The sequence below is a fragment of the Kingella kingae genome (assembly GCF_900475905.1).
GTDB lineage: Bacteria > Pseudomonadota > Gammaproteobacteria > Burkholderiales > Neisseriaceae > Kingella > Kingella kingae.
Genome location: NZ_LS483426.1, coordinates 154,486 through 173,839, shown reverse-complemented (window position 1 = coordinate 173,839; position 19,354 = coordinate 154,486). Strand labels below are relative to the sequence as shown.

The following is a 19,354-nucleotide window of genomic DNA, read 5'->3' as shown; positions in this document are numbered from 1 at the left end:
TAAGCGGTTTAAGGTAAAATCGCGCGATTGAAAAAGCAGCCTGCATTTATATTTAGAGAAAGAAATCATGCTAAACAAAGACCAATTCGCCGATAACCATTTTATCCGCACCATTATTGAAGACGATTTGAAATCAGGCAAACACACCGCCATTCAAACGCGCTTTCCGCCCGAGCCAAACGGCTATTTGCACATCGGACACGCCAAATCTATTTGCTTGAATTTTGGCTTGGCGTATGTGTATGACGGCTTGTGCAATTTGCGTTTTGACGACACCAATCCCGAAAAAGAAAACCAAGAATACGTTGATTCCATTAAAGAAGATGTTCAATGGCTCGGCTTTAAATGGAATGGCGAACCGCGTTACGCTTCCGATTATTTTGACCAATTATTTGATTACGCAGTCGGCTTAATCAAAGACGGCAAAGCCTATGTTGATGATTTAACAGCAGATGAAATGCGCCAATATCGCGGCACTTTAACCGAAGCGGGCAAAAACAGCCCTTGCCGCGAACGCAGTATTGAAGAAAATTTAGATTTATTCATGCGAATGAAAAACGGCGAATTTGAAGACGGCAGTAAAACCTTGCGCTTGAAAATTGACATGGCATCGGGCAACGTGAATTTGCGCGACCCTGTGATTTACCGCATTCGCCGCGCCCACCACCACAACACAGGCGACAAATGGTGCATTTACCCAATGTATGATTACACCCACGCCATTTCCGATGCCATTGAAAATATTACACATTCTTTGTGTACATTGGAATTTGAAGCGCACCGCCCATTGTATGATTGGGTGTTGGACAATATTCCTAGCCCAAGCCACCCACGCCAATATGAATTTTCGCGTTTGGAATTGCTGTACTCAATCACATCAAAACGCAAATTAAATCAACTTGTTACAGAAAATCACGTTTCAGGCTGGAACGACCCACGCATGCCGACTATTTCAGGCATGAGAAGACGCGGTTACACGCCCGAAGGTTTGCGTTTGTTTGCCAAACGTATCGGCATTTCCAAATCGGAAAATGTAGTTGATATGGACGTTTTGGAAGGTGCAATCCGCGAAGAATTGGAACACTCTGCGCCGCGTTTAATGGCAGTGGTTAATCCATTGAAAGTTAGGCTGATAAATTTTGAAGCGGGCAAAACGCAAAGCCGTACCGCCGCATTCCACCCAAATAACGACAGTTTTGGCGAGCGCGATGTGCCAATTTCATCAACAATTTACATTGAACAAGACGATTTCGCCGAAGAACCGCCAAAAGGTTGGAAGCGTTTGACCTTGGGCGGCGAAGTGCGTTTGCGCCATGGTTATGTGATGAAATGCGATGAAGTCGTGAAAGATGAAAATGGTCAAGTCGTTGAATTAAAATGCAGTATTGACCACGACACGTTGGGTAAAAATCCCGAAGGGCGCAAAGTGAAAGGCGTAATCCATTGGGTGTCTGCGGAACACGCTGTGCCTGTGAAAGTGCGTTTGTACGACCGTTTGTTTACCGTTGAACGCCCTGACGCGGTGCGCGGCGATGACGGCGAATATGTGCCGTTTACCGATTTCTTGAACCCCAATTCTATGCAAGAAATCACGGCTTACGCGGAAAGTGTGGTAAACGATTTGCCGCCCGAAAGCCGTTGGCAATTTGAGCGAATTGGTTATTTCGTTACCGACCGTTTTGAACACAAGCAAGGGCAAACGCCTGTTTTCAATAAAACGGTTGGGCTGAAAGATACTTGGCAAAAATAATATCCATCTAATCAATTAAAACAAAGTGCAGGCTGCTTTTGAAATCTACAAAAAGCAGCCTGCACCTTTTATCCACATTATAAAAATGAACACAACCCTACACTTCCCTGATTTCGCCACACGCTTGGTTGCTTGGCAGCGCGAACACGGACGGCACGATTTCCCTTGGCAAGTGCGCGACCCGTATCGTGTGTGGCTGTCAGAAATTATGTTACAGCAAACGCAAGCCAGCACGGTGCGCGATTATTACACGCGCTTTGTTGCCGTCTTGCCCACCGTGCAAGACTTGGCAGCCGCTGAACAAGATACGGTTTTGGCGTTGTGGGCAGGCTTGGGCTATTACAGCAGAGCGCGAAATTTGCAGGCTGCCGCGCAACAAATCGTGCAAGATTTTGGCGGACAATTCCCCAGCACGCGACTGGAATTGGAACAGCTAAAAGGCGTAGGACGCAGCACCGCCGCCGCGATTGCTGCCTTTGTCTTTGGTGCGCGAGAAACGATTTTGGACGGCAACGTCAAGCGCGTGTTGTGCCGCGTGTTCGCCCAAGACGGTGAGCCGCAAAACAAAGCCTTTGAGCGCGAATTATGGGCGTTGGCAGAAAGCCTGCTGCCCGAACAATCTAGCGATATGCCCGCCTACACGCAAGGTTTAATGGATTTGGGCGCGACCCTTTGCATACGCAGCAAACCGCAATGTTCGCGCTGCCCCATGTCGGATAAGTGCTTGGCATATCAACAAAATTTAACCGATGTTTTACCGCGCAAAAAAACGCCTGTTGCCGTAAAGCAGCAGACGCTTTTTTGGTTGATTTTGGTGCGCGAAGACGGTGCAATTTGCGTGCAAAAACGCCCCAATCGCGGCATTTGGGCAGGTTTGTATGGTGTGCCAGAACAAAGCAGCCTGCACGATTTGGCGAACTGTGCCACCGCGTGTGGCGCAAATTGGCAAGATGCCGAAGAACGCGCCAGCATTGCCCATCGCCTGACGCATCGCGCGTTGGAAATTGTGCCGTATGTGTTGCGTGTGGCAAACGACACGCCCGTACCGAGTGCAGGCTGCTTGTGGTTGCCGCACCGCGATTGGGCGGACTATGCCATGCCGACTCCGTTGGCAAATGGTTTGGCGGATTGGGTTGCGTGATAGCTAATTAGAGTGGATAGTTGAATTCAATTACAAAAAATACGATAAAATGGTAAAATTTGGTAGTTTTATTTCAGTTTTAACAGAAAGTTTGTATATAAGATGTTGTTTTTGATTCAATTTGCCATTGTGTTGTTTTGCATTTTGGTTGGCGCACAAAAAGGCGGTATTGGTTTGGGCGTGTTTGGTGGCATTGGTTTAGCGGTGCTGACGTTTGGTTTTGGTTTCGCGCCAACCAGCCCACCCATTGATGTGATGTTGATGATTATGGCAGTCGTGAGCGCGGCAGCGGCCATGCAAGCGGCAGGCGGTTTGGATTATATGATTCAAATTGCAACCAAAGTGCTGCACAAAAATCCCAAATACATCACGTTTATTGCGCCTGCGGTAACGTATTTGTTTACCGTGTTGGCAGGTACAGGACACGTTGCCTATTCGGTATTGCCCGTGATTGCCGAAGTGAGCCGCCGCAACGGTATTCGCCCATCGCGTCCTTTGACGATGGCAGTGATTGCATCACAATTCGCGATTGTCGCCAGCCCGATTGCAGCAGCGGTGGTAGCAACCGTTACCTTTTTAGAACCGCAACACATCACCTTGGGCGATGTGTTAAAAGTAACCGTGCCTGCGACCATTTTGGGCATTGGTTTAGCGTGTGTGTTTGTCAATAAACTGGGCAAAGAATTAAAAGACGACCCGCATTATCAAGCCTTGTTGCGCGACCCTAACTATGCGGCACAAGACCAGGCCAATGTGCAGGCTGCTTCTGGCGATGCGGTAAACAAAACCGCGAAATTATCGGTAGGCATTTTCTTGTTTGCCGCTTTGTTGGTGGTGTTGCTGGGCGCGATGCCGTCGCTGCGTCCTGTGTTTGAAGGCAAGCCAATGGGTATGGCACACACGATTGAAATTGTGATGTTGGCAGCAGGCGCATTGATTATTTGGTTATGCAAACCTGATGCCGATGCGATTACCAAAGGCTCGGTTTTCCACGCAGGTATGCGCGCCGTGATTGCCGTATTTGGTATTGCATGGCTGGGCGACACCTTAATGCAAGGTCATTTAACCGAAGTAAAAGAAGCCGTGTCTGGCTTGGTGCAGGCTGCTCCGTGGACATTTGCATTTGCCTTGTTTGTATTGTCGGTGCTGGTAAACAGCCAAGGCGCAACTGTGGCGACTTTGTTCCCTGTGGCGATTCAACTGGGCGTGCCTGCGCCGATTATTATTGCGACTTTTGTGGCGGTAAACGGCTATTTCTTCATTCCTAACTATGGCCCAATTATTGCCGCGATTGACTTTGATACCACAGGTTCAACGCGCATTGGTAAATACATTTTCAACCACAGCTTTATGTTGCCAGGTTTGTTGAGTATGGTGTTTAGCTTGATTTTTGGCTTGATTTTGGCGCAGATTTATTGGTAAATGGTTGGGTAGTTATAGTGAAATGAAATAAAAATAGGACAAGGCGACAATGCCCGCCGTGCAAATAGCACATAAGGGCGTTGGCAACGCCGTACTATTGCGATTTCATTTCACTATACAAAAAGCAGCCTGCACTTTAAGTAAACAAAAAGTGCAGGCTGCTTTTTTATTGATTGTTGATTCACTTCATCGCCAACACGCTCAACCCAGGTAAATTGGCAAAACCTTCTTCGCGCACAATATCGCAAAAATCGGTCAAATACGCGCAATCGGCATCTTCGCTGCGAATGGCGGCATACAGCTCGCTTTGCAGTGGCGTGTCGGTGAGCGTTCGCGCCACGACATATTGTTTTTCTACATACGGCATCACCGACCAATAGGGCAGGGCGGCAATACCGCGTTTGCTTGCCACCAGTTGCACAATCGCAATCGTCAGCTCGCTATGGCGGCGCATGGGGTTGATGCCGCGTGGCAACAGCACTTTGCGTAACAAATCCAACATATCGTCTGGCACAGGATAAGTAATCAGCGTTTCGTTAATGAAATCTTCCGCTTGCCAGATTTCTTTTTGCGCCAATGCGTGGTCTGGGGCGCAAATGCCAACCATTTCGTAGGCAAACAAAGGCTGATAGACAATGCCAGCTTGCGGCACGGCTTCGGACACAATCGCCAAATCGGCACGGTGCGTCAATAACAACGCCACAGGGTCAGCTTGAAAGCCCGATACAATGTCCAATTCCACTTGTGGCCATTGCGGACGGAACACGCCCATGGCAGGCATCAGCCAATCAAAACAGGTGTGGCATTCCACCGCCACGCGCAATTCGCCTGCGTCGCCGTGGATAATTTGCATTAAGTCGCGTTCGGCAGCGGCAACGCGCGGCAACAGTTCGCGCCCGAGTTTGAGCAAGCGTTCGCCTGCTGGTGTGAAGCGCAATGGCGTGGATTTGCGTTCAAATAATGGCGTGTCAAAATAGTTTTCCAACACGCGGATTTGGTGCGACAAGGCAGATTGGGTCAAATGCACGCGCTGGGCGGCAAGCGATACGCTGCCTGTTTCTTCCAATGCCAACAAGGTGCGTAGGTGGCGAAGTTCTATGATGCTGTCCATGATGTGTGTGATGTGTATTCAATGAATGAGATAAGGCTGGCATATTAAAATAATTCATGATGTGGTGCAAACGCAAAGCAGCCTGCACTTTAAAGTCATGGTTGTTTATTTATTTTTGTTATAGCTGTTAGTTTGAGTAATGACTATATAACCGTTGTGCCGTTTGCCTTGGAGCGCGGCATGATTCAAGCGCAAGGCGACACCACAACCGTGCGCGTGCTGACCTTAAACACAGGCATGCTGGCGGATATTACTGTGCAAACGCCCAACGGCGAAATTTCGTATGATGGCGATGCCAAAATTGATGGCGTACCCAACACATCTGCCCCCATTGAAATCAATTTTTTGGACACCGCAGGCTCGGTCGCAGGCAGTTTGTTGCCCACAGGTCAAGTGCTGGATACGTTTGATTTGGGCGACTTCGGTTCGCTGGACGCGACTTGTATCGACAATGGTATGCTCATGGTTTTGGTTTGTGTGGCGGATTTAAATCGCACAGCTTATGAAAGCGTTGCCGATTTGAACGCCGACACCGAATTGAAAGCGACTTTGGAACGCCTGCGTTTGGTGGCTGCTGAAAAAATGGGTTTGGGCGATGTGCGCGATAAAAACTACCCCAAAATGTGTTTGCTCAACAAAGCGATTGATGGCAGCGCGATTCACACGCGTTGCTTTATTCCACACGTTTGCCACGATGCAGTGGGCGTGTTAGCAGCGGTTACCGTTGCCACCGCGTGCGTGATGCGCGGCACAGTTGCAGATGGTTTGAGCAATGTGCAGGCTGCTTTTGACGCGAAAAGCACCATTTCGGTAGAACACCCAAGCGGCGAATTTAGCGTGGTACTCACATTGGATTCGCAAGGCATGGTTACTAGCTCGGCTTTGTTGCGAACGGCGCGATTGATTATGCGCGGCGAAGTGATGATTTCGAACTATGTTCAGTTTCGTTAAATCGTGTAAAATCGACGTGCAGGCTGCCTGTATAGTTCAACGAAAGGAAATCAAATGAATGTTTTGGTCATCAACGGCCCTAATCTCAATTTACTGGGTTTGCGCGAGCCGCATATTTATGGCGCAGAAACCCTTGCCGATGTAGAAAATAAATTGGGCAAATTGGCAGGCGAATTGGGCTTGTCGGTGCAATGTTTTCAGCACAACCATGAAGGTGCGATTGTGGACAAAATCCACGAATCACGCGGCAAAGTAGATTGGATTATCATCAACGCAGGCGCGTACACGCATACCAGCGTGGCAATCCGCGATGCATTGGGCGGTGTCGATATTCCGTTTGTAGAAGTGCATATTTCCAATGTTCATGCGCGAGAAGCATTCCGCCATCATTCTTATTTGTCGGACAAGGCAACAGGCGTGATTGTGGGCTTGGGAACATTTGGCTACGAAGCGGCATTACAATTTGTCGCACGCAAGAAAAAATAGCAGTAAACACATAGTGAAGTGAAATAAAAATAGGACAAGGCGACAACGTCCGCCGTGTGCGAATAGGAATAGCACATAAGGACGTTGGCAACGCAGTACTATTGAAATTTCACTTCACTATAAAAAGCAGCCTGCACATTGGTAGTAATGAATAATGGGCGTGCAGGCTGCTTTATATATCTAAACACATCAGGAGACTCAATTATGCTTATCAATGGACGCACCGAAATCATTGCCCACATTGGTTATCCTACACACACCTTCACATCGCCCATGATTTACAACCCGTATTTTGCCGATGCAGGCATCAATGCGTTGGTTGTGCCAATGGGTTCAAAAGCGGAAGACTACGCCGAATTTTTGCCAGCCGTGTTCAAGTTGAGCAACATCATCGGCGCGTTGGTTACCATGCCACACAAAGTAACCACCGCGCAAATGCTGGGCGTGGATCGCATTACCAAAACCGCACAAATCGCAGGTGCAGTCAATGCCGTTCGTTTGGGTAAAGACGGCAAATTGGAAGGCGATTTGTTTGACGGCGAAGGCTTTGTACGCGGCATCAAAAACAAAGGCTTTGAGCCAAAAGGCAAGTCGGCAATGGTAGTCGGTAATGGCGGCGTAGGTTCGGCAATCGCAGCGAGCTTGGCAGCGGCTGGTATAGCGCGTTTGGCGTTGTTTGATGTAAACGAAGAATCATCGCGCAAATTGGGCGCACGTTTGCAAGAACATTATCCAAACTTGCAACTGGAATACGCCAGCAACGACCCAACAGGCTTTGATTTGTTGGTAAACGCCACGCCAATGGGCATGAAAGAGGGCGACCCAATGCCTGTGGATTTGGACAAAGTATCCAGCCAAACTTTTGTGGGCGATGTGGTACTCAAATCCGAGCCAACCGCCTTTTTACAAGCCTGTCAGGCAAAAGGCTGCACCATTCAAGTGGGCGTAGATATACTGTTTGAACAAATTCCTGTGTATTTGGAATACTTCAATTGGAATACTTCAATTTGCCAACCACCACCGCGCAACGCTTGCGTGAATTGGCAGATATTCGTTACTAATCTTTCATTCAATCTTCATCAAACAAAATAAAGTGCAGGCTGCTTTTGTGGTTTTATCAAAGCAGCCTGCAACCTTAAATTAGGAGTTGCAGTATGTCGGGAAACAATATCGATGTACGCGAGCTGCTAGACAGCCGAGATGTGAGCGCGTATCAAAAATTTATCGTATTCATCAGCTTTTTGATTGTGGTGATGGACGGTTTTGACGTAGTGATTATGGGCTTCGTAGGCCCAGCCCTCAAAGAAGCATGGAACTGGACAAACAGCGATTTAGCTACCGTGTTGTCGGCAGCCTTGTTTGGCTTGACCTTTGGCGCACTCACCGCAGGGCCGTTGGGCGATAAATTCGGTCGCCGCAAAGTGCTGACTGCCAGCGTATTCATTTTTGGTTTGTTTACTTTGTTGGTTGCCACCGCGTCCAGTAAAACAGAATTCATCGTTTATCGCTTTATTGCAGGCTTTGCCATGGGCGGTATCATGCCGATGGTTGCCACTTTGGTCAAAGAATACTCGCCCGTTAAACGCGCATCTTTATTGGTAACGATTGTATTCGCAGGCTTTACCGTAGGCGCAGCAGGCGGCGGCTTTTTGGCAGCGTGGATGGTGCCCCATTTTGGTTGGGCAAGCGTATTCGTATTGGGTGGCGTATTGCCAATTATCACCGCCGTTGTGATGTTCTTTACCTGCCAGAATCGCTCACTTTCTTGGTATTAAAAGGCGGGCAACGCGAAGAAATCCGCAAAATCGTAGAACGTTGCGCACCAGGTGTAACCACTGCCGAACCACATTCACCGTACCAACGCCACCTAATACCAGCACCGATGTCAAAGAAAGCCCCATTCAAATCGCATTGAACAGCCACTATCGCTTGGGCAGTATCCTATTGTGGAGTAGTTACTTCCTGCACTTATTCTTGGTGTACTTGCTCGGCAGCTGGATGCCAACCATGATTAAAGAATCAGGCATGACTACATCACAAGCCGCGATTATTTCCGCCATGTTCCAATTGGGCGGCCCACTTGGTTCAGTCATGCTCGGCTGGTTCATGGACAAATTTGAACCACATCGCGTCATTACATCAGCCTACGTCTTGGGTGCAATCATGTTGGTTGTGATGAGCAACATCGGTGGCGAATACCTGCTCATGTGTATCGTAGCATTCGTCATTGGTGCAGGCTTCAACGGCGGTGGTACAGCCATGAACGCCTTGTCGAGCAACTTCTTCCCATTGCCAGCACGCGCCACAGGCAACAGCTGGATGCACGGTATCGGACGCACAGGCGCGATTATCTCCGCATTTGCAGGCGCATGGATGCTGAACGCAGGCTGGAATTTCTCGACCGTAGCATTAGCATTGACCGTGCCAGCCGTATTCATCGGCATTTTGCTCACCGTTAAATTCCTGCGTTACCGCACCTTATCGTAAATCGTAGCGCAATAAAAAGTGCAGGCTGCTTCGTGTAGAAAAGCAGCTTGCACATTGTTATTTTCATTTACATGATTAAGAGAGAGCATAGCGTTGAGTCGCTCTACCTGTGCTGTGTTGAGTTTACCGAATTCCAATTTCCAAGAAGTTGAAAAATAAAAGTTGTGGAAAAACAGAGAATTGCAAAAAAGTTGTAAAAAAGTGCTAGAAATTATTTGACGGTTTGTGGTGAGTAGCGTATAGTTCGGTTCTTCGCTGCTACGGCGGCGAAGAAAAGAGAATAGCTGACTGATTATACAGAAGTTGGTTAAGTTTTTCAAGGTTTAGAAGTAAGAAGTTCTTTAACAGATAGATTACCGATAAGTGTGAGTGCCTGATGGTCTCACACTGCTTAAAACAGACAAGATTGTTGTTTTAGTTTTTGGTTATACCTTATGGTTGCTAATAATTGAAATAATTCTCTGTCAGTTACTTTGAAGCAGACCAGAAGTTAAGTAAGTTAGAGATTGAACATAAGAGTTTGATCCTGGCTCAGATTGAACGCTGGCGGCATGCTTTACACATGCAAGTCGGACGGCAGCACGAGTACTTGTACTTGGTGGCGAGTGGCGAACGGGTGAGTAATATATTGGAACGTACCGAGTAATGGGGGATAACTATCCGAAAGGATAGCTAATACCGCATACGCTTTGAGAAGGAAAGCAGGGGATCTTCGGACCTTGCGTTATTCGAGCGGCCAATAACTGATTAGCTAGTTGGTGGGGTAAGGGCCCACCAAGGCGACGATCAGTAGTGGGTCTGAGAGGATGATCCGCCACACTGGGACTGAGACACGGCCCAGACTCCTACGGGAGGCAGCAGTGGGGAATTTTGGACAATGGGCGAAAGCCTGATCCAGCCATGCCGCGTGTCTGAAGAAGGCCTTCGGGTTGTAAAGGACTTTTGTTAGGGAAGAAAAGGTTGATGCTAATATCATTAACTGATGACGGTACCTAAAGAATAAGCACCGGCTAACTACGTGCCAGCAGCCGCGGTAATACGTAGGGTGCGAGCGTTAATCGGAATTACTGGGCGTAAAGCGAGCGCAGACGGTTAGTTAAGCAAGATGTGAAATCCCCGAGCTCAACTTGGGAACTGCGTTTTGAACTGGCTAGCTAGAGTGTGTCAGAGGGGGGTAGAATTCCACGTGTAGCAGTGAAATGCGTAGAGATGTGGAGGAATACCGATGGCGAAGGCAGCCCCCTGGGATAACACTGACGTTCATGCTCGAAAGCGTGGGTAGCAAACAGGATTAGATACCCTGGTAGTCCACGCCCTAAACGATGTCAATTAGCTGTTGGGCAACTTGATTGCTTAGTAGCGTAGCTAACGCGTGAAATTGACCGCCTGGGGAGTACGGTCGCAAGATTAAAACTCAAAGGAATTGACGGGGACCCGCACAAGCGGTGGATGATGTGGATTAATTCGATGCAACGCGAAGAACCTTACCTGGTCTTGACATGTACGGAAGAGAGTAGAGATACTCTTGTGCCTTCGGGAGCCGTAGCACAGGTGCTGCATGGCTGTCGTCAGCTCGTGTCGTGAGATGTTGGGTTAAGTCCCGCAACGAGCGCAACCCTTGTCATTAGTTGCCATCATTAAGTTGGGCACTCTAATGAGACTGCCGGTGACAAACCGGAGGAAGGTGGGGATGACGTCAAGTCCTCATGGCCCTTATGACCAGGGCTTCACACGTCATACAATGGTCGGTACAGAGGGTAGCCAAGCCGCGAGGTGGAGCCAATCCCAGAAAACCGATCGTAGTCCGGATTGCACTCTGCAACTCGAGTGCATGAAGTCGGAATCGCTAGTAATCGCAGGTCAGCATACTGCGGTGAATACGTTCCCGGGTCTTGTACACACCGCCCGTCACACCATGGGAGTGGGGGATACCAGAAGTAGATAGGGTAACCGCAAGGAGCCCGTTTACCACGGTATGTTTCATGACTGGGGTGAAGTCGTAACAAGGTAGCCGTAGGGGAACCTGCGGCTGGATCACCTCCTTTCTAGAGAAAAGAAGAGATTGTTAGGTACTCACACTTATCGGTAATTTAGATGAAGATGCGAAGAGCAAGAAGTACACAAAATGGGTTTGTAGCTCAGGTGGTTAGAGCACACGCTTGATAAGCGTGGGGTCGTAGGTTCAAGTCCTACCAGACCCACCAGGATTAGAGAAGCGAATTCAAGTTGTAAAGCTTACGAGAAGTAAGAAATACTGGGGGCATAGCTCAGTTGGTAGAGCACCTGCTTTGCAAGCAGGGGGTCATCGGTTCGATCCCGTTTGCCTCCACCAAGATTAAATAAAATGAAAAATTAGATTGCAAATTAAAGCAAGTTTAGATAAACTGGCGAGCTTACTTTAATTTGCGATATATTTTTTATAAGCGAAAGCTGAGAAGAAGTATAATTAAACGCATCGATCTTTAACAAATTGGAAAGCCGAAATCAACAAACAAAGACAATGTTGTCGATTTGGTTTGGGATGCTGATGCAACAGTATTTCAGGCAGCCTGCAAAGGCAACAAATCGAATAACAAAATTTGGGTGATGATTGTATCAACTAATCTTGAATTCAAAAGGCAAGGTTAGTACACAACAAGCAGTAAGCTTTATCAAAGTAGAGAATCTAAGTTATTTTAGTAGTCAACGCTAAAATAGCAAAGTCAGAAGGTTCTTCAAATGATAGAGTCAAGTGAATAAGTGCATCAGGTGGATGCCTTGGCGATGATAGGCGAAGAAGGACGTGTAAGCCTGCGAAAAGCACGGAGAAGCTGGCAAAAAAGCAATGATACCGTGATGTCCGAATGGGGAAACCCACTGCACTCGTGCAGTATCCTAGTCTGAATACATAGGGCTAGAGAAGCGAACCTGGAGAACTGAACCATCTAAGTACCCAGAGGAAAAGAAATCAACCGAGATTCCGCAAGTAGTGGCGAGCGAACGCGGAAAAGCCTGTATATGATAATGGTTAAGATAGAAGAAGGGATTGGAAACTTCCGCCATAGTGGGTGATAGCCCCGTATTTGAAATCTTAACCATGGTACTAAGTATACGAGAAGTAGGGCGGGACACGTGAAATCCTGTCTGAATATGGGGGGACCATCCTCCAAGGCTAAATACTCATCATCGACCGATAGTGAACCAGTACCGTGAGGGAAAGGCGAAAAGAACCCCGGAAGGGGAGTGAAATAGAACCTGAAACCTGATGCATACATACAGTGGGAGCATCTTTGTGGTGTGACTGCGTACCTTTTGTATAATGGGTCAACGACTTACATTCAGTAGCGAGCTTAACCGAGTAGGGGAGGCGTAGGGAAACCGAGTCTTAATAGGGCGACTAGTTGCTGGGTGTAGACCCGAAACCGAGTGATCTATCCATGGCCAGGATGAAGGTGCGGTAAAACGCATTGGAGGTCCGAACCCACGCATGTTGCAAAATGCGGGGATGAGCTGTGGATAGGGGTGAAAGGCTAAACAAACTCGGAGATAGCTGGTTCTCCCCGAAAACTATTTAGGTAGTGCCTCGAGTATGAGACTGATGGGGGTAAAGCACTGTTATGGCTAGGGGGTTATTGCAACTTACCAACCCATGGCAAACTAAGAATACCATCAAGTTGCTCCTCGGGAGACAGACATCGGGTGCTAACGTCCGGTGTCAAGAGGGAAACAACCCAGACCGCCAGCTAAGGTCCCAAATGATAGATTAAGTGGTAAACGAAGTGGGAAGGCACAGACAGCCAGGATGTTGGCTTAGAAGCAGCCATCATTTAAAGAAAGCGTAATAGCTCACTGGTCGAGTCTTCCTGCGCGGAAGATGTAACGGGGCTCAAATCTATAACCGAAGCTGCGGATATACTTTTGTATATGGTAGGGGAGCGTTCTGTAAGCCTGTGAAGGTGACTTGTAAAGGTTGCTGGAGGTATCAGAAGTGCGAATGTTGACATGAGTAGCGATAAAGTGGGTGAAAAGCCCGCTCGCCGAAAGCCCAAGGTTTCCTACGCAACGTTCATCGGCGTAGGGTGAGTCGGCCCCTAAGGCGAGGCAGAAATGCGTAGTCGATGGGAAACAGGTTAATATTCCTGTACTTTGATTCAATGCGATGTGGGGACGGAGAAGGTTAGGTTAGCAAACTGTTGGAATAGTTTGTTTAAGCCAGTAGGTGGAAAGAGTAGGCAAATCCGCTCTTTCTTAACACCGAGACGTGATGACGAGTGTCTACGGACATGAAGTGACCAATACCACGCTTCCAGGAAAAGCCACTAAGCTTCAGTTGAATCAGAACCGTACCGCAAACCGACACAGGTGGGCAGGATGAGAATTCTAAGGCGCTTGAGAGAACTCGGGAGAAGGAACTCGGCAAATTGATACCGTAACTTCGGGAGAAGGTATGCCCTCTAATGTTAAGGACTTGCTCCGTAAGCATCTGAGGGTCGCAGAGAATCGGTGGCTGCGACTGTTTATTAAAAACACAGCACTCTGCTAACACGAAAGTGGACGTATAGGGTGTGACGCCTGCCCGGTGCTGGAAGGTTAATTGAAGATGTGCAAGCATCGGATCGAAGCCCCAGTAAACGGCGGCCGTAACTATAACGGTCCTAAGGTAGCGAAATTCCTTGTCGGGTAAGTTCCGACCCGCACGAATGGCGTAACGATGGCCACACTGTCTCCTCCCGAGACTCAGCGAAGTTGAAATGGTTGTGAAGATGCAATCTCCCCGCTGCTAGACGGAAAGACCCCGTGAACCTTTACTGTAGCTTTGCATTGGACTTTGAAGTCACTTGTGTAGGATAGGTGGGAGGCTTTGAAGCAGAGACGCCAGTCTCTGTGGAGCCGTCCTTGAAATACCACCCTGGTGACTTTGAGGTTCTAACCCAGACCCGTTATCCGGGTCGGGGACCGTGCATGGTAGGCAGTTTGACTGGGGCGGTCTCCTCCCAAAGAGTAACGGAGGAGTTCGAAGGTTACCTAGGTCCGGTCGGAAATCGGACTGATAGTGCAATGGCAAAAGGTAGCTTAACTGCGAGACCGACAAGTCGAGCAGGTGCGAAAGCAGGACATAGTGATCCGGTGGTTCTGAATGGAAGGGCCATCGCTCAACGGATAAAAGGTACTCCGGGGATAACAGGCTGATTCCGCCCAAGAGTCCATATCGACGGCGGAGTTTGGCACCTCGATGTCGGCTCATCACATCCTGGGGCTGTAGTCGGTCCCAAGGGTATGGCTGTTCGCCATTTAAAGTGGTACGTGAGCTGGGTTTAAAACGTCGTGAGACAGTTTGGTCCCTATCTGCAGTGGGCGTTGGAAGTTTGAAGGGGGCTGCTCCTAGTACGAGAGGACCGGAGTGGACGAACCTCTGGTGTACCGGTTGTTTCGCCAGAAGCATAGCCGGGTAGCTAAGTTCGGAAGAGATAAGCGCTGAAAGCATCTAAGCGCGAAACTCGCCCAAAGATGAGACTTCCCTTGTGGTTTAACCATACTAAAGAGTCGTTCGAGACCAGGACGTTGATAGGTGGGGTGTGGAAGCGCGGTAACGCGTGAAGCTAACCCATACTAATTGCTCGTGAGGCTTGACTCTATCATTTGAAGGACTTTGAAAGTAAACACAAATAATGTAAATACAAAGCAAAGTAATCAAAAAGATAAAGCTTACTGATGAATACAGTTTATCACCGAAATACAGTTGATTAAATAATAAATAACGAAAGAAATTTTTTTCTAACGGCTTACCAATTTGACAGTTTACGTTTGGCGACCATAGCGGTTTGGTCCCACTCCTTCCCATCTCGAACAGGACAGTGAAACAAACCAGCGCCGATGATAGTATAGTCCCTATGCGAAAGTAGGTCATCGCCAAACTCTTTATTACAAACCTCCTGCTAATAATCTATATTCGCAGGAGGTTTTGCTTTTTTTTTCATTGCGTAATAAACCGTTAATTTAGATTAGAATGCTTGCGAAACTTGATGTAGCAGCATATCATGTTCGACTTTCTGATTTTGTATTTCTATTTCAAATGTCTATTGAATTTCAAAATGTTGCTTTTGCCTATGGTGACCGACCGATTTTGCATAATGTGAATTTTTCCATTGAACAGGGGAAATTTGCGGCGATTATGGGTGGCTCGGGCAGTGGCAAAACAACGTTGATGAGATTGATTACAGGGCAGCTATCGCCCACTTCTGGCACAATTTTAATCAATGGCGAAAATTTAGCCGATTTTTCCGCTGCTCGTTTGCGCGAACATCGCCGCAAAATGGGCGTGCTGTTCCAGCATGGCGCATTGTTTACCGATTTGAATGTGTATGACAACATCGCTTTCCCAATGCGCGAACTCACGCAGTTGCCCGAAGAAGTGATTCGGTATTTGGTGATTCTAAAATTACACGCGGTGGGTTTGCGTGGCGCAGAAAAATTGATGCCAGCGGAATTGTCGGGTGGTATGGCTCGGCGCGTGGCTTTGGCGCGGACGATTGCGCTTGACCCTGATTTGATTTTGTATGACGAGCCGTTCACAGGGCTTGACCCGATTTCTTTGGGCGTGATTGCTCATTTGATTCATCGTGCAAATAAGGCGTTACGCTCAACCAGCATCATGGTTACGCATGATGTGGGGCATTCTTTGCAACTGGTGGATCAGATTATTTTTTTGGCGAATGGCGAAATTTTGTTTTCTGGCTCGCCACAAGAAATGGAGCAGTCGGATTCGGAATGGATACGTCAGTTTGTGCAAGGTTTGCCTAATGGGCCGGTGGCGTTCCGTTATCCAGCAGAGACGACTTTGAAGCAGGATTTGTTATAGTGAAGTGAAATCGCAATATGACTGCGTTACCAACGCCCTTATGTGCTATTCGCACACTGCGGATGTTGTCGCCTTGTCCTATTTTTATTTCACTTCACTATATATGCTTAAATAAAAAGTGCAGGCTGTTCTTACTGCTTACCATTGCCCTTTTTGATTTTTTGATGATTAGTTATGAACATAATTCAAACAGTTGGCGCAAAAACCTTGGGCTTTATTCGCATTTTGGGTGCGGTGGTTTTGTTTTTGTGCAACATTCTTTTTTTATTGCCGCAATCGTTGTTGCGCCTGCGATTGGTTATCCGCCAAATGTATTTTTCGGGCGTGCTGTCGGTGCTGATTATTGCGGTGTCGGGCTTGTTTGTCGGCATGGTTTTGGGTTTGCAGGGCTACACGCAGTTGGCAAAATTCAAGTCGGCTGATGTGTTGGGCTTTATGGTGGCGGCATCGTTGCTGCGTGAACTCGGACCTGTGTTAGCGGCGATTTTGTTTGCCAGCAGCGCAGGGGGCGCGATGACCAGTGAAATCGGCTTGATGAAAACAACCGAACAGCTAGAAGCGATGAAAGTCATGGCAGTGAACCCTATTGCGCGAGTGGTTGCACCACGTTTTTGGGCAGGATTTTTGTCTATGCCGTTGCTGGCGAGCATTTTCAATGTGGCAGGTATCGTGGGCGCGTATTTGATTGGCGTGCAATGGCTGGAGCTGGACGCTGGCATTTTTTGGTCTAATATGCAAAATGGCATCACGTTGTCGTACGATGTGGTCAATGGCTTGATTAAATCGCTGTGTTTTGGCGTGGCGGTGTCGTTGATTTCGGTGTATCAAGGTTTTCATTGTACGCCGACTGCGGAAGGAATTTTACGTGCCAGCACGCGCACGGTGGTGGCTTCATCGCTCACGGTGTTGGCATTGGATTTTGTTTTGACTGCGTTTATGTTCACCGCATAAGTGCAGGCTGCTTTGGAAATGGTATCAAACATGAAAAAAAGTATTTTGGAATTTTGGGTTGGTTTATTTGTGCTACTGGGCTTTGTAGCGGTGGCGATTTTGGCGTTTCGCGTGGCTGGTGGTCAAACGGCGTTTGGCGGACAGAGCAACACTTATACCGTGTATGCTCAATTTGAAGACATTGGCGGACTCAAACCGCAAGCACCGATTAAAACCGCAGGCGTGTTGGTTGGACGTGTACACAGCATTGAATTGGACACGCAAAGTTTCCAAGCCAAAGTGCGTATGGATTTGGATAAACAATACCAATACAGTGTAGATGCGAGTGCGAAAATTTTGACTTCGGGTTTACTGGGCGAGCAATATATTGGCTTGGAAAACGGTGGCGAAGAAGATAAATTGCGCGAAGGCGATACGCTCACTTTGACGACTTCGGCGGTGGTGTTGGAAAACTTAATCAACAAATTTGTAAACAATTTTATTAACAAGGAAGAGCAGCCTGCACCTGCATCGGCAGAATAAAAAGCAGCCTGCAATTTAAATCACACAAACGAAAGGCATAAACATGAACACAAAACAAATCGTAGCGGCATTGAGCGCAAGCGTGTTGAGCATCAATTTGGCTTGGGCGACTCCGCAACAAGCGGTGGAACAAGTGCGCGGCAATGCAACGCAAGTGTTGAACATTTTAAAACAAGCCAATGGCAGCAACGATGCAGCCGTTCGCAAACAAGCGGAAGACTACGCCATGCCGTATTTTGACTTTGCTTTGATGACGCGCTTGGCGGTTAGCTCGCATTGGAGCAAGGCAAGCGAAGCACAAAAACAAACGCTGGTAGCGGAATTTCGCAAAATGCTGATTCGCGTGTATGCAGGTCAAATGTTGCGCTACAAAAACGCGCAAGTTGATGTAAAAAGCAACGCAATCAGCAAAGATGGCGGCAGCTTGTTGCGCGGTAAACAAATTGTAGAAGTTCGCGCCACAATTAAGCCAACCAGCGGTTCGCCTGTTGAAGCCGTGTTCAGCACCTATCAAGACGGTGGCAAATACCGCGTGTTCAACGTGTCGTTTGAAGGCGTGTTCAAATTGGTAGAAAGCCAACGCCAGCAATTCAAACCGATTTTGGATAGCAAAGGCATTGACGGCTTGATTGCGGAACTTAAAGCGAAAAATGGTAGCAAATAATGCGTAGCGAAGTGCGCGAACAATGCGTGTATGTGGCGGGTGATGTGAGTGTCCAAACCTTGAATAGCGGTGCGTACCGCGAATTTTTGCAACAGTGCAGGCTGCCTAATATTCAAACTGTGGATTTTTCGGGCGTAGAGCGTGCCGATTCGGCGTGTTTGGCGTTGATTTTGCAAGCATTGCGCCAAAGCAGACAAAGCAGCCTGCACATTCAGGCATTGCCCGAATCGGTGCAATTATTGGCACAATTATATGAGGTGGAAGAATGGCTCGTTCATTAGTATATCGTTTGATTTTGGTGGCAACGCTGGCTGCTGCGCCTGTGGTTCATGCCGACAATACGCGCGACCCGTATCAGGGATACAATCGTGCCATGTTCAAGTTCAACGATGCTGCCGACCGCTATGTGATGAGTCCCGTAGCGCGTGCCTATCGCACCGTTACGCCCAAGCCTGCTCGCAGCGCGATTGGCAATTTTTTCAATAATCTGCGCGATGTAAACAGCTTTGCCAGCAACGTTTTGCGTGGCGATGTAGAAAAAGCAGGCACAGACTTCATGCGTGTGGCAATTAACACCACTTTTGGCTTGGGCGGATTGATTGATATTGCAGGCGCGGCAGGTATGCCCAATAATAAAAGCACTTTGGGCGACACGTTTGCATCGTGGGGTTGGAAAGACAGCAATTATTTTGTGATGCCGTTGATTGGACCGACCACTGTACGCGATGCCTTGGGTTCAAGCGTTACCACTGTTTATTCGGTTGAGCAACCCTTGTTCCCCAAAGAAGCGGTGCGTTATTCGTTGATGGGCGCGAAAGCAGTTGATGGACGCGAGCGTTTATTGGACGCAACCGATGCGCTAGACGATATGGCATTGGACAAATACACCGCCATGCGCGACACTTATATCGCCATTCGCAACAAACAACTGGGTGTAGAAAATCCCGATAGCAACGAAGAATTAATCGATCCCGAAGCCAACTGGCAAGAGCAGCCTGCAAGCGCATCTGCCCCCGCCGCACAATAAGGAG

The 19,354-nt window shown here is 48.1% G+C and carries 15 protein-coding genes, 2 tRNA genes and 3 rRNA genes; 19 read left to right on the top strand and 1 reads right to left on the bottom strand.

The genetic code is table 11. From position 1 onward, the window contains the following. The first annotated feature begins 67 nt into the window (after positions 1–67). The 3 genes from DQN52_RS00930 to DQN52_RS00920 all read left to right on the top strand — a co-directional run bounded on the left by DQN52_RS00930 (position 68) and on the right by DQN52_RS00920 (position 4,313). A complete protein-coding gene (locus DQN52_RS00930) occupies positions 68–1,750 on the top strand; it encodes a glutamine--tRNA ligase/YqeY domain fusion protein (protein WP_003788208.1) in 1,683 nt (560 codons plus the stop codon). An 85-nt stretch (positions 1,751–1,835) separates the two neighbouring features. Beyond that, positions 1,836–2,891: an A/G-specific adenine glycosylase gene (mutY, locus tag DQN52_RS00925; protein WP_174259097.1), complete on the top strand. Its 1,056-nt coding sequence runs from the start codon at positions 1,836–1,838 to the stop codon at positions 2,889–2,891. Positions 2,892–2,993: 102 nt separating this feature from the next. After that, a complete protein-coding gene (locus tag DQN52_RS00920) occupies positions 2,994–4,313 on the top strand; it encodes an anaerobic C4-dicarboxylate transporter (RefSeq protein WP_003788205.1) in 1,320 nt (439 codons plus the stop codon). 181 nt (positions 4,314–4,494) lie between these two features. Here the strand turns inward: DQN52_RS00920 and DQN52_RS00915 are convergent, their stop codons facing one another. Continuing rightward, positions 4,495–5,424, bottom strand: a complete 930-nt coding sequence (locus tag DQN52_RS00915; RefSeq protein WP_003788203.1) for a LysR family transcriptional regulator — start codon at positions 5,422–5,424, stop codon at positions 4,495–4,497. A 132-nt stretch (positions 5,425–5,556) separates the two neighbouring features. Here DQN52_RS00915 and DQN52_RS00910 point away from each other — a divergent pair, with 132 nt between their 5' ends. The 16 genes from DQN52_RS00910 (at position 5,557) to DQN52_RS00830 (ending at position 19,350) form a co-directional block, all read left to right on the top strand. Further along, the gene (locus DQN52_RS00910; RefSeq protein ID WP_003788200.1) at positions 5,557–6,375 is read left to right on the top strand and encodes a PrpF domain-containing protein; all 819 of its coding nucleotides are present in this window, start codon (positions 5,557–5,559) and stop codon (positions 6,373–6,375) included. Between the two features lie 54 nt (positions 6,376–6,429). Continuing rightward, entirely contained in the window at positions 6,430–6,861 is a 432-nt protein-coding gene (aroQ, locus tag DQN52_RS00905) for a type II 3-dehydroquinate dehydratase (RefSeq protein ID WP_003788198.1), read from the top strand. 204 nt (positions 6,862–7,065) lie between these two features. After that, a complete protein-coding gene (locus tag DQN52_RS00895; RefSeq protein WP_003788195.1) occupies positions 7,066–7,953 on the top strand; it encodes a shikimate dehydrogenase family protein in 888 nt (295 codons plus the stop codon). A gap of 62 nt (positions 7,954–8,015) precedes the next feature. Then, the gene (locus tag DQN52_RS11270) at positions 8,016–8,636 is read left to right on the top strand and encodes an MFS transporter (RefSeq protein ID WP_003788194.1); all 621 of its coding nucleotides are present in this window, start codon (positions 8,016–8,018) and stop codon (positions 8,634–8,636) included. A gap of 40 nt (positions 8,637–8,676) precedes the next feature. After that, complete coding sequence (locus DQN52_RS11265) at positions 8,677–9,348, top strand: MFS transporter (RefSeq protein ID WP_003788192.1); 672 nt, start codon at positions 8,677–8,679, stop codon at positions 9,346–9,348. Between the two features lie 508 nt (positions 9,349–9,856). Then, positions 9,857–11,393, top strand: a 16S ribosomal RNA gene (locus DQN52_RS00885). Positions 11,394–11,475: 82 nt separating this feature from the next. Then, a tRNA-Ile gene (locus tag DQN52_RS00880) sits at positions 11,476–11,552 on the top strand. 52 nt (positions 11,553–11,604) lie between these two features. Continuing rightward, positions 11,605–11,680: transfer RNA gene (locus DQN52_RS00875), tRNA-Ala, on the top strand. A gap of 393 nt (positions 11,681–12,073) precedes the next feature. Beyond that, a 23S ribosomal RNA gene (locus DQN52_RS00870) occupies positions 12,074–14,962 on the top strand. 169 nt (positions 14,963–15,131) lie between these two features. Next, positions 15,132–15,243 (top strand): 5S ribosomal RNA (gene rrf, locus DQN52_RS00865). The 16S, 23S and 5S rRNA genes sit together here with 2 tRNA genes alongside, the layout of an rRNA operon. A 157-nt stretch (positions 15,244–15,400) precedes the next feature. Next, positions 15,401–16,186: an ABC transporter ATP-binding protein gene (locus tag DQN52_RS00860; protein WP_032827755.1), complete on the top strand. Its 786-nt coding sequence runs from the start codon at positions 15,401–15,403 to the stop codon at positions 16,184–16,186. Between the two features lie 174 nt (positions 16,187–16,360). Then, positions 16,361–17,137, top strand: coding sequence for a lipid asymmetry maintenance ABC transporter permease subunit MlaE (gene mlaE, locus DQN52_RS00850; protein ID WP_003787106.1), 777 nt, complete (start codon positions 16,361–16,363; stop codon positions 17,135–17,137). Positions 17,138–17,167: 30 nt separating this feature from the next. After that, the gene (mlaD, locus tag DQN52_RS00845) at positions 17,168–17,659 is read left to right on the top strand and encodes an outer membrane lipid asymmetry maintenance protein MlaD (protein WP_003789037.1); all 492 of its coding nucleotides are present in this window, start codon (positions 17,168–17,170) and stop codon (positions 17,657–17,659) included. Between the two features lie 43 nt (positions 17,660–17,702). Continuing rightward, positions 17,703–18,323, top strand: a complete 621-nt coding sequence (locus DQN52_RS00840) for an MlaC/ttg2D family ABC transporter substrate-binding protein (protein ID WP_003787111.1) — start codon at positions 17,703–17,705, stop codon at positions 18,321–18,323. Next, complete coding sequence (locus DQN52_RS00835; RefSeq protein ID WP_003787116.1) at positions 18,323–18,604, top strand: STAS domain-containing protein; 282 nt, start codon at positions 18,323–18,325, stop codon at positions 18,602–18,604. Before DQN52_RS00840 ends, DQN52_RS00835 begins: the two co-directional genes overlap by 1 nt. Then, positions 18,589–19,350 carry an MlaA family lipoprotein gene (locus tag DQN52_RS00830; RefSeq protein ID WP_003787118.1) on the top strand — a complete coding sequence of 254 codons (762 nt, stop codon included), beginning with the start codon at positions 18,589–18,591 and terminating at the stop codon, positions 19,348–19,350. Before DQN52_RS00835 ends, DQN52_RS00830 begins: the two co-directional genes overlap by 16 nt. Positions 19,351–19,354 lie beyond the last annotated feature (4 nt).

Coding starts and splice junctions, on each gene's coding strand:
- DQN52_RS00895 (WP_003788195.1), top strand. CDS start 7,066: ATGCTTATCAATGGACGCACCGAAATCATTGCCCACATTGGTTATCCT.
- DQN52_RS00915 (WP_003788203.1), bottom strand. CDS start 5,424: ATGGACAGCATCATAGAACTTCGCCACCTACGCACCTTGTTGGCATTG.
- mutY (WP_174259097.1), top strand. CDS start 1,836: ATGAACACAACCCTACACTTCCCTGATTTCGCCACACGCTTGGTTGCT.
- mlaD (WP_003789037.1), top strand. CDS start 17,168: ATGAAAAAAAGTATTTTGGAATTTTGGGTTGGTTTATTTGTGCTACTG.
- DQN52_RS00840 (WP_003787111.1), top strand. CDS start 17,703: ATGAACACAAAACAAATCGTAGCGGCATTGAGCGCAAGCGTGTTGAGC.
- DQN52_RS00860 (WP_032827755.1), top strand. CDS start 15,401: ATGTCTATTGAATTTCAAAATGTTGCTTTTGCCTATGGTGACCGACCG.
- mlaE (WP_003787106.1), top strand. CDS start 16,361: ATGAACATAATTCAAACAGTTGGCGCAAAAACCTTGGGCTTTATTCGC.
- DQN52_RS00830 (WP_003787118.1), top strand. CDS start 18,589: ATGGCTCGTTCATTAGTATATCGTTTGATTTTGGTGGCAACGCTGGCT.
- DQN52_RS11270 (WP_003788194.1), top strand. CDS start 8,016: ATGTCGGGAAACAATATCGATGTACGCGAGCTGCTAGACAGCCGAGAT.
- aroQ (WP_003788198.1), top strand. CDS start 6,430: ATGAATGTTTTGGTCATCAACGGCCCTAATCTCAATTTACTGGGTTTG.
- DQN52_RS00930 (WP_003788208.1), top strand. CDS start 68: ATGCTAAACAAAGACCAATTCGCCGATAACCATTTTATCCGCACCATT.
- DQN52_RS00920 (WP_003788205.1), top strand. CDS start 2,994: ATGTTGTTTTTGATTCAATTTGCCATTGTGTTGTTTTGCATTTTGGTT.
- DQN52_RS00835 (WP_003787116.1), top strand. CDS start 18,323: ATGCGTAGCGAAGTGCGCGAACAATGCGTGTATGTGGCGGGTGATGTG.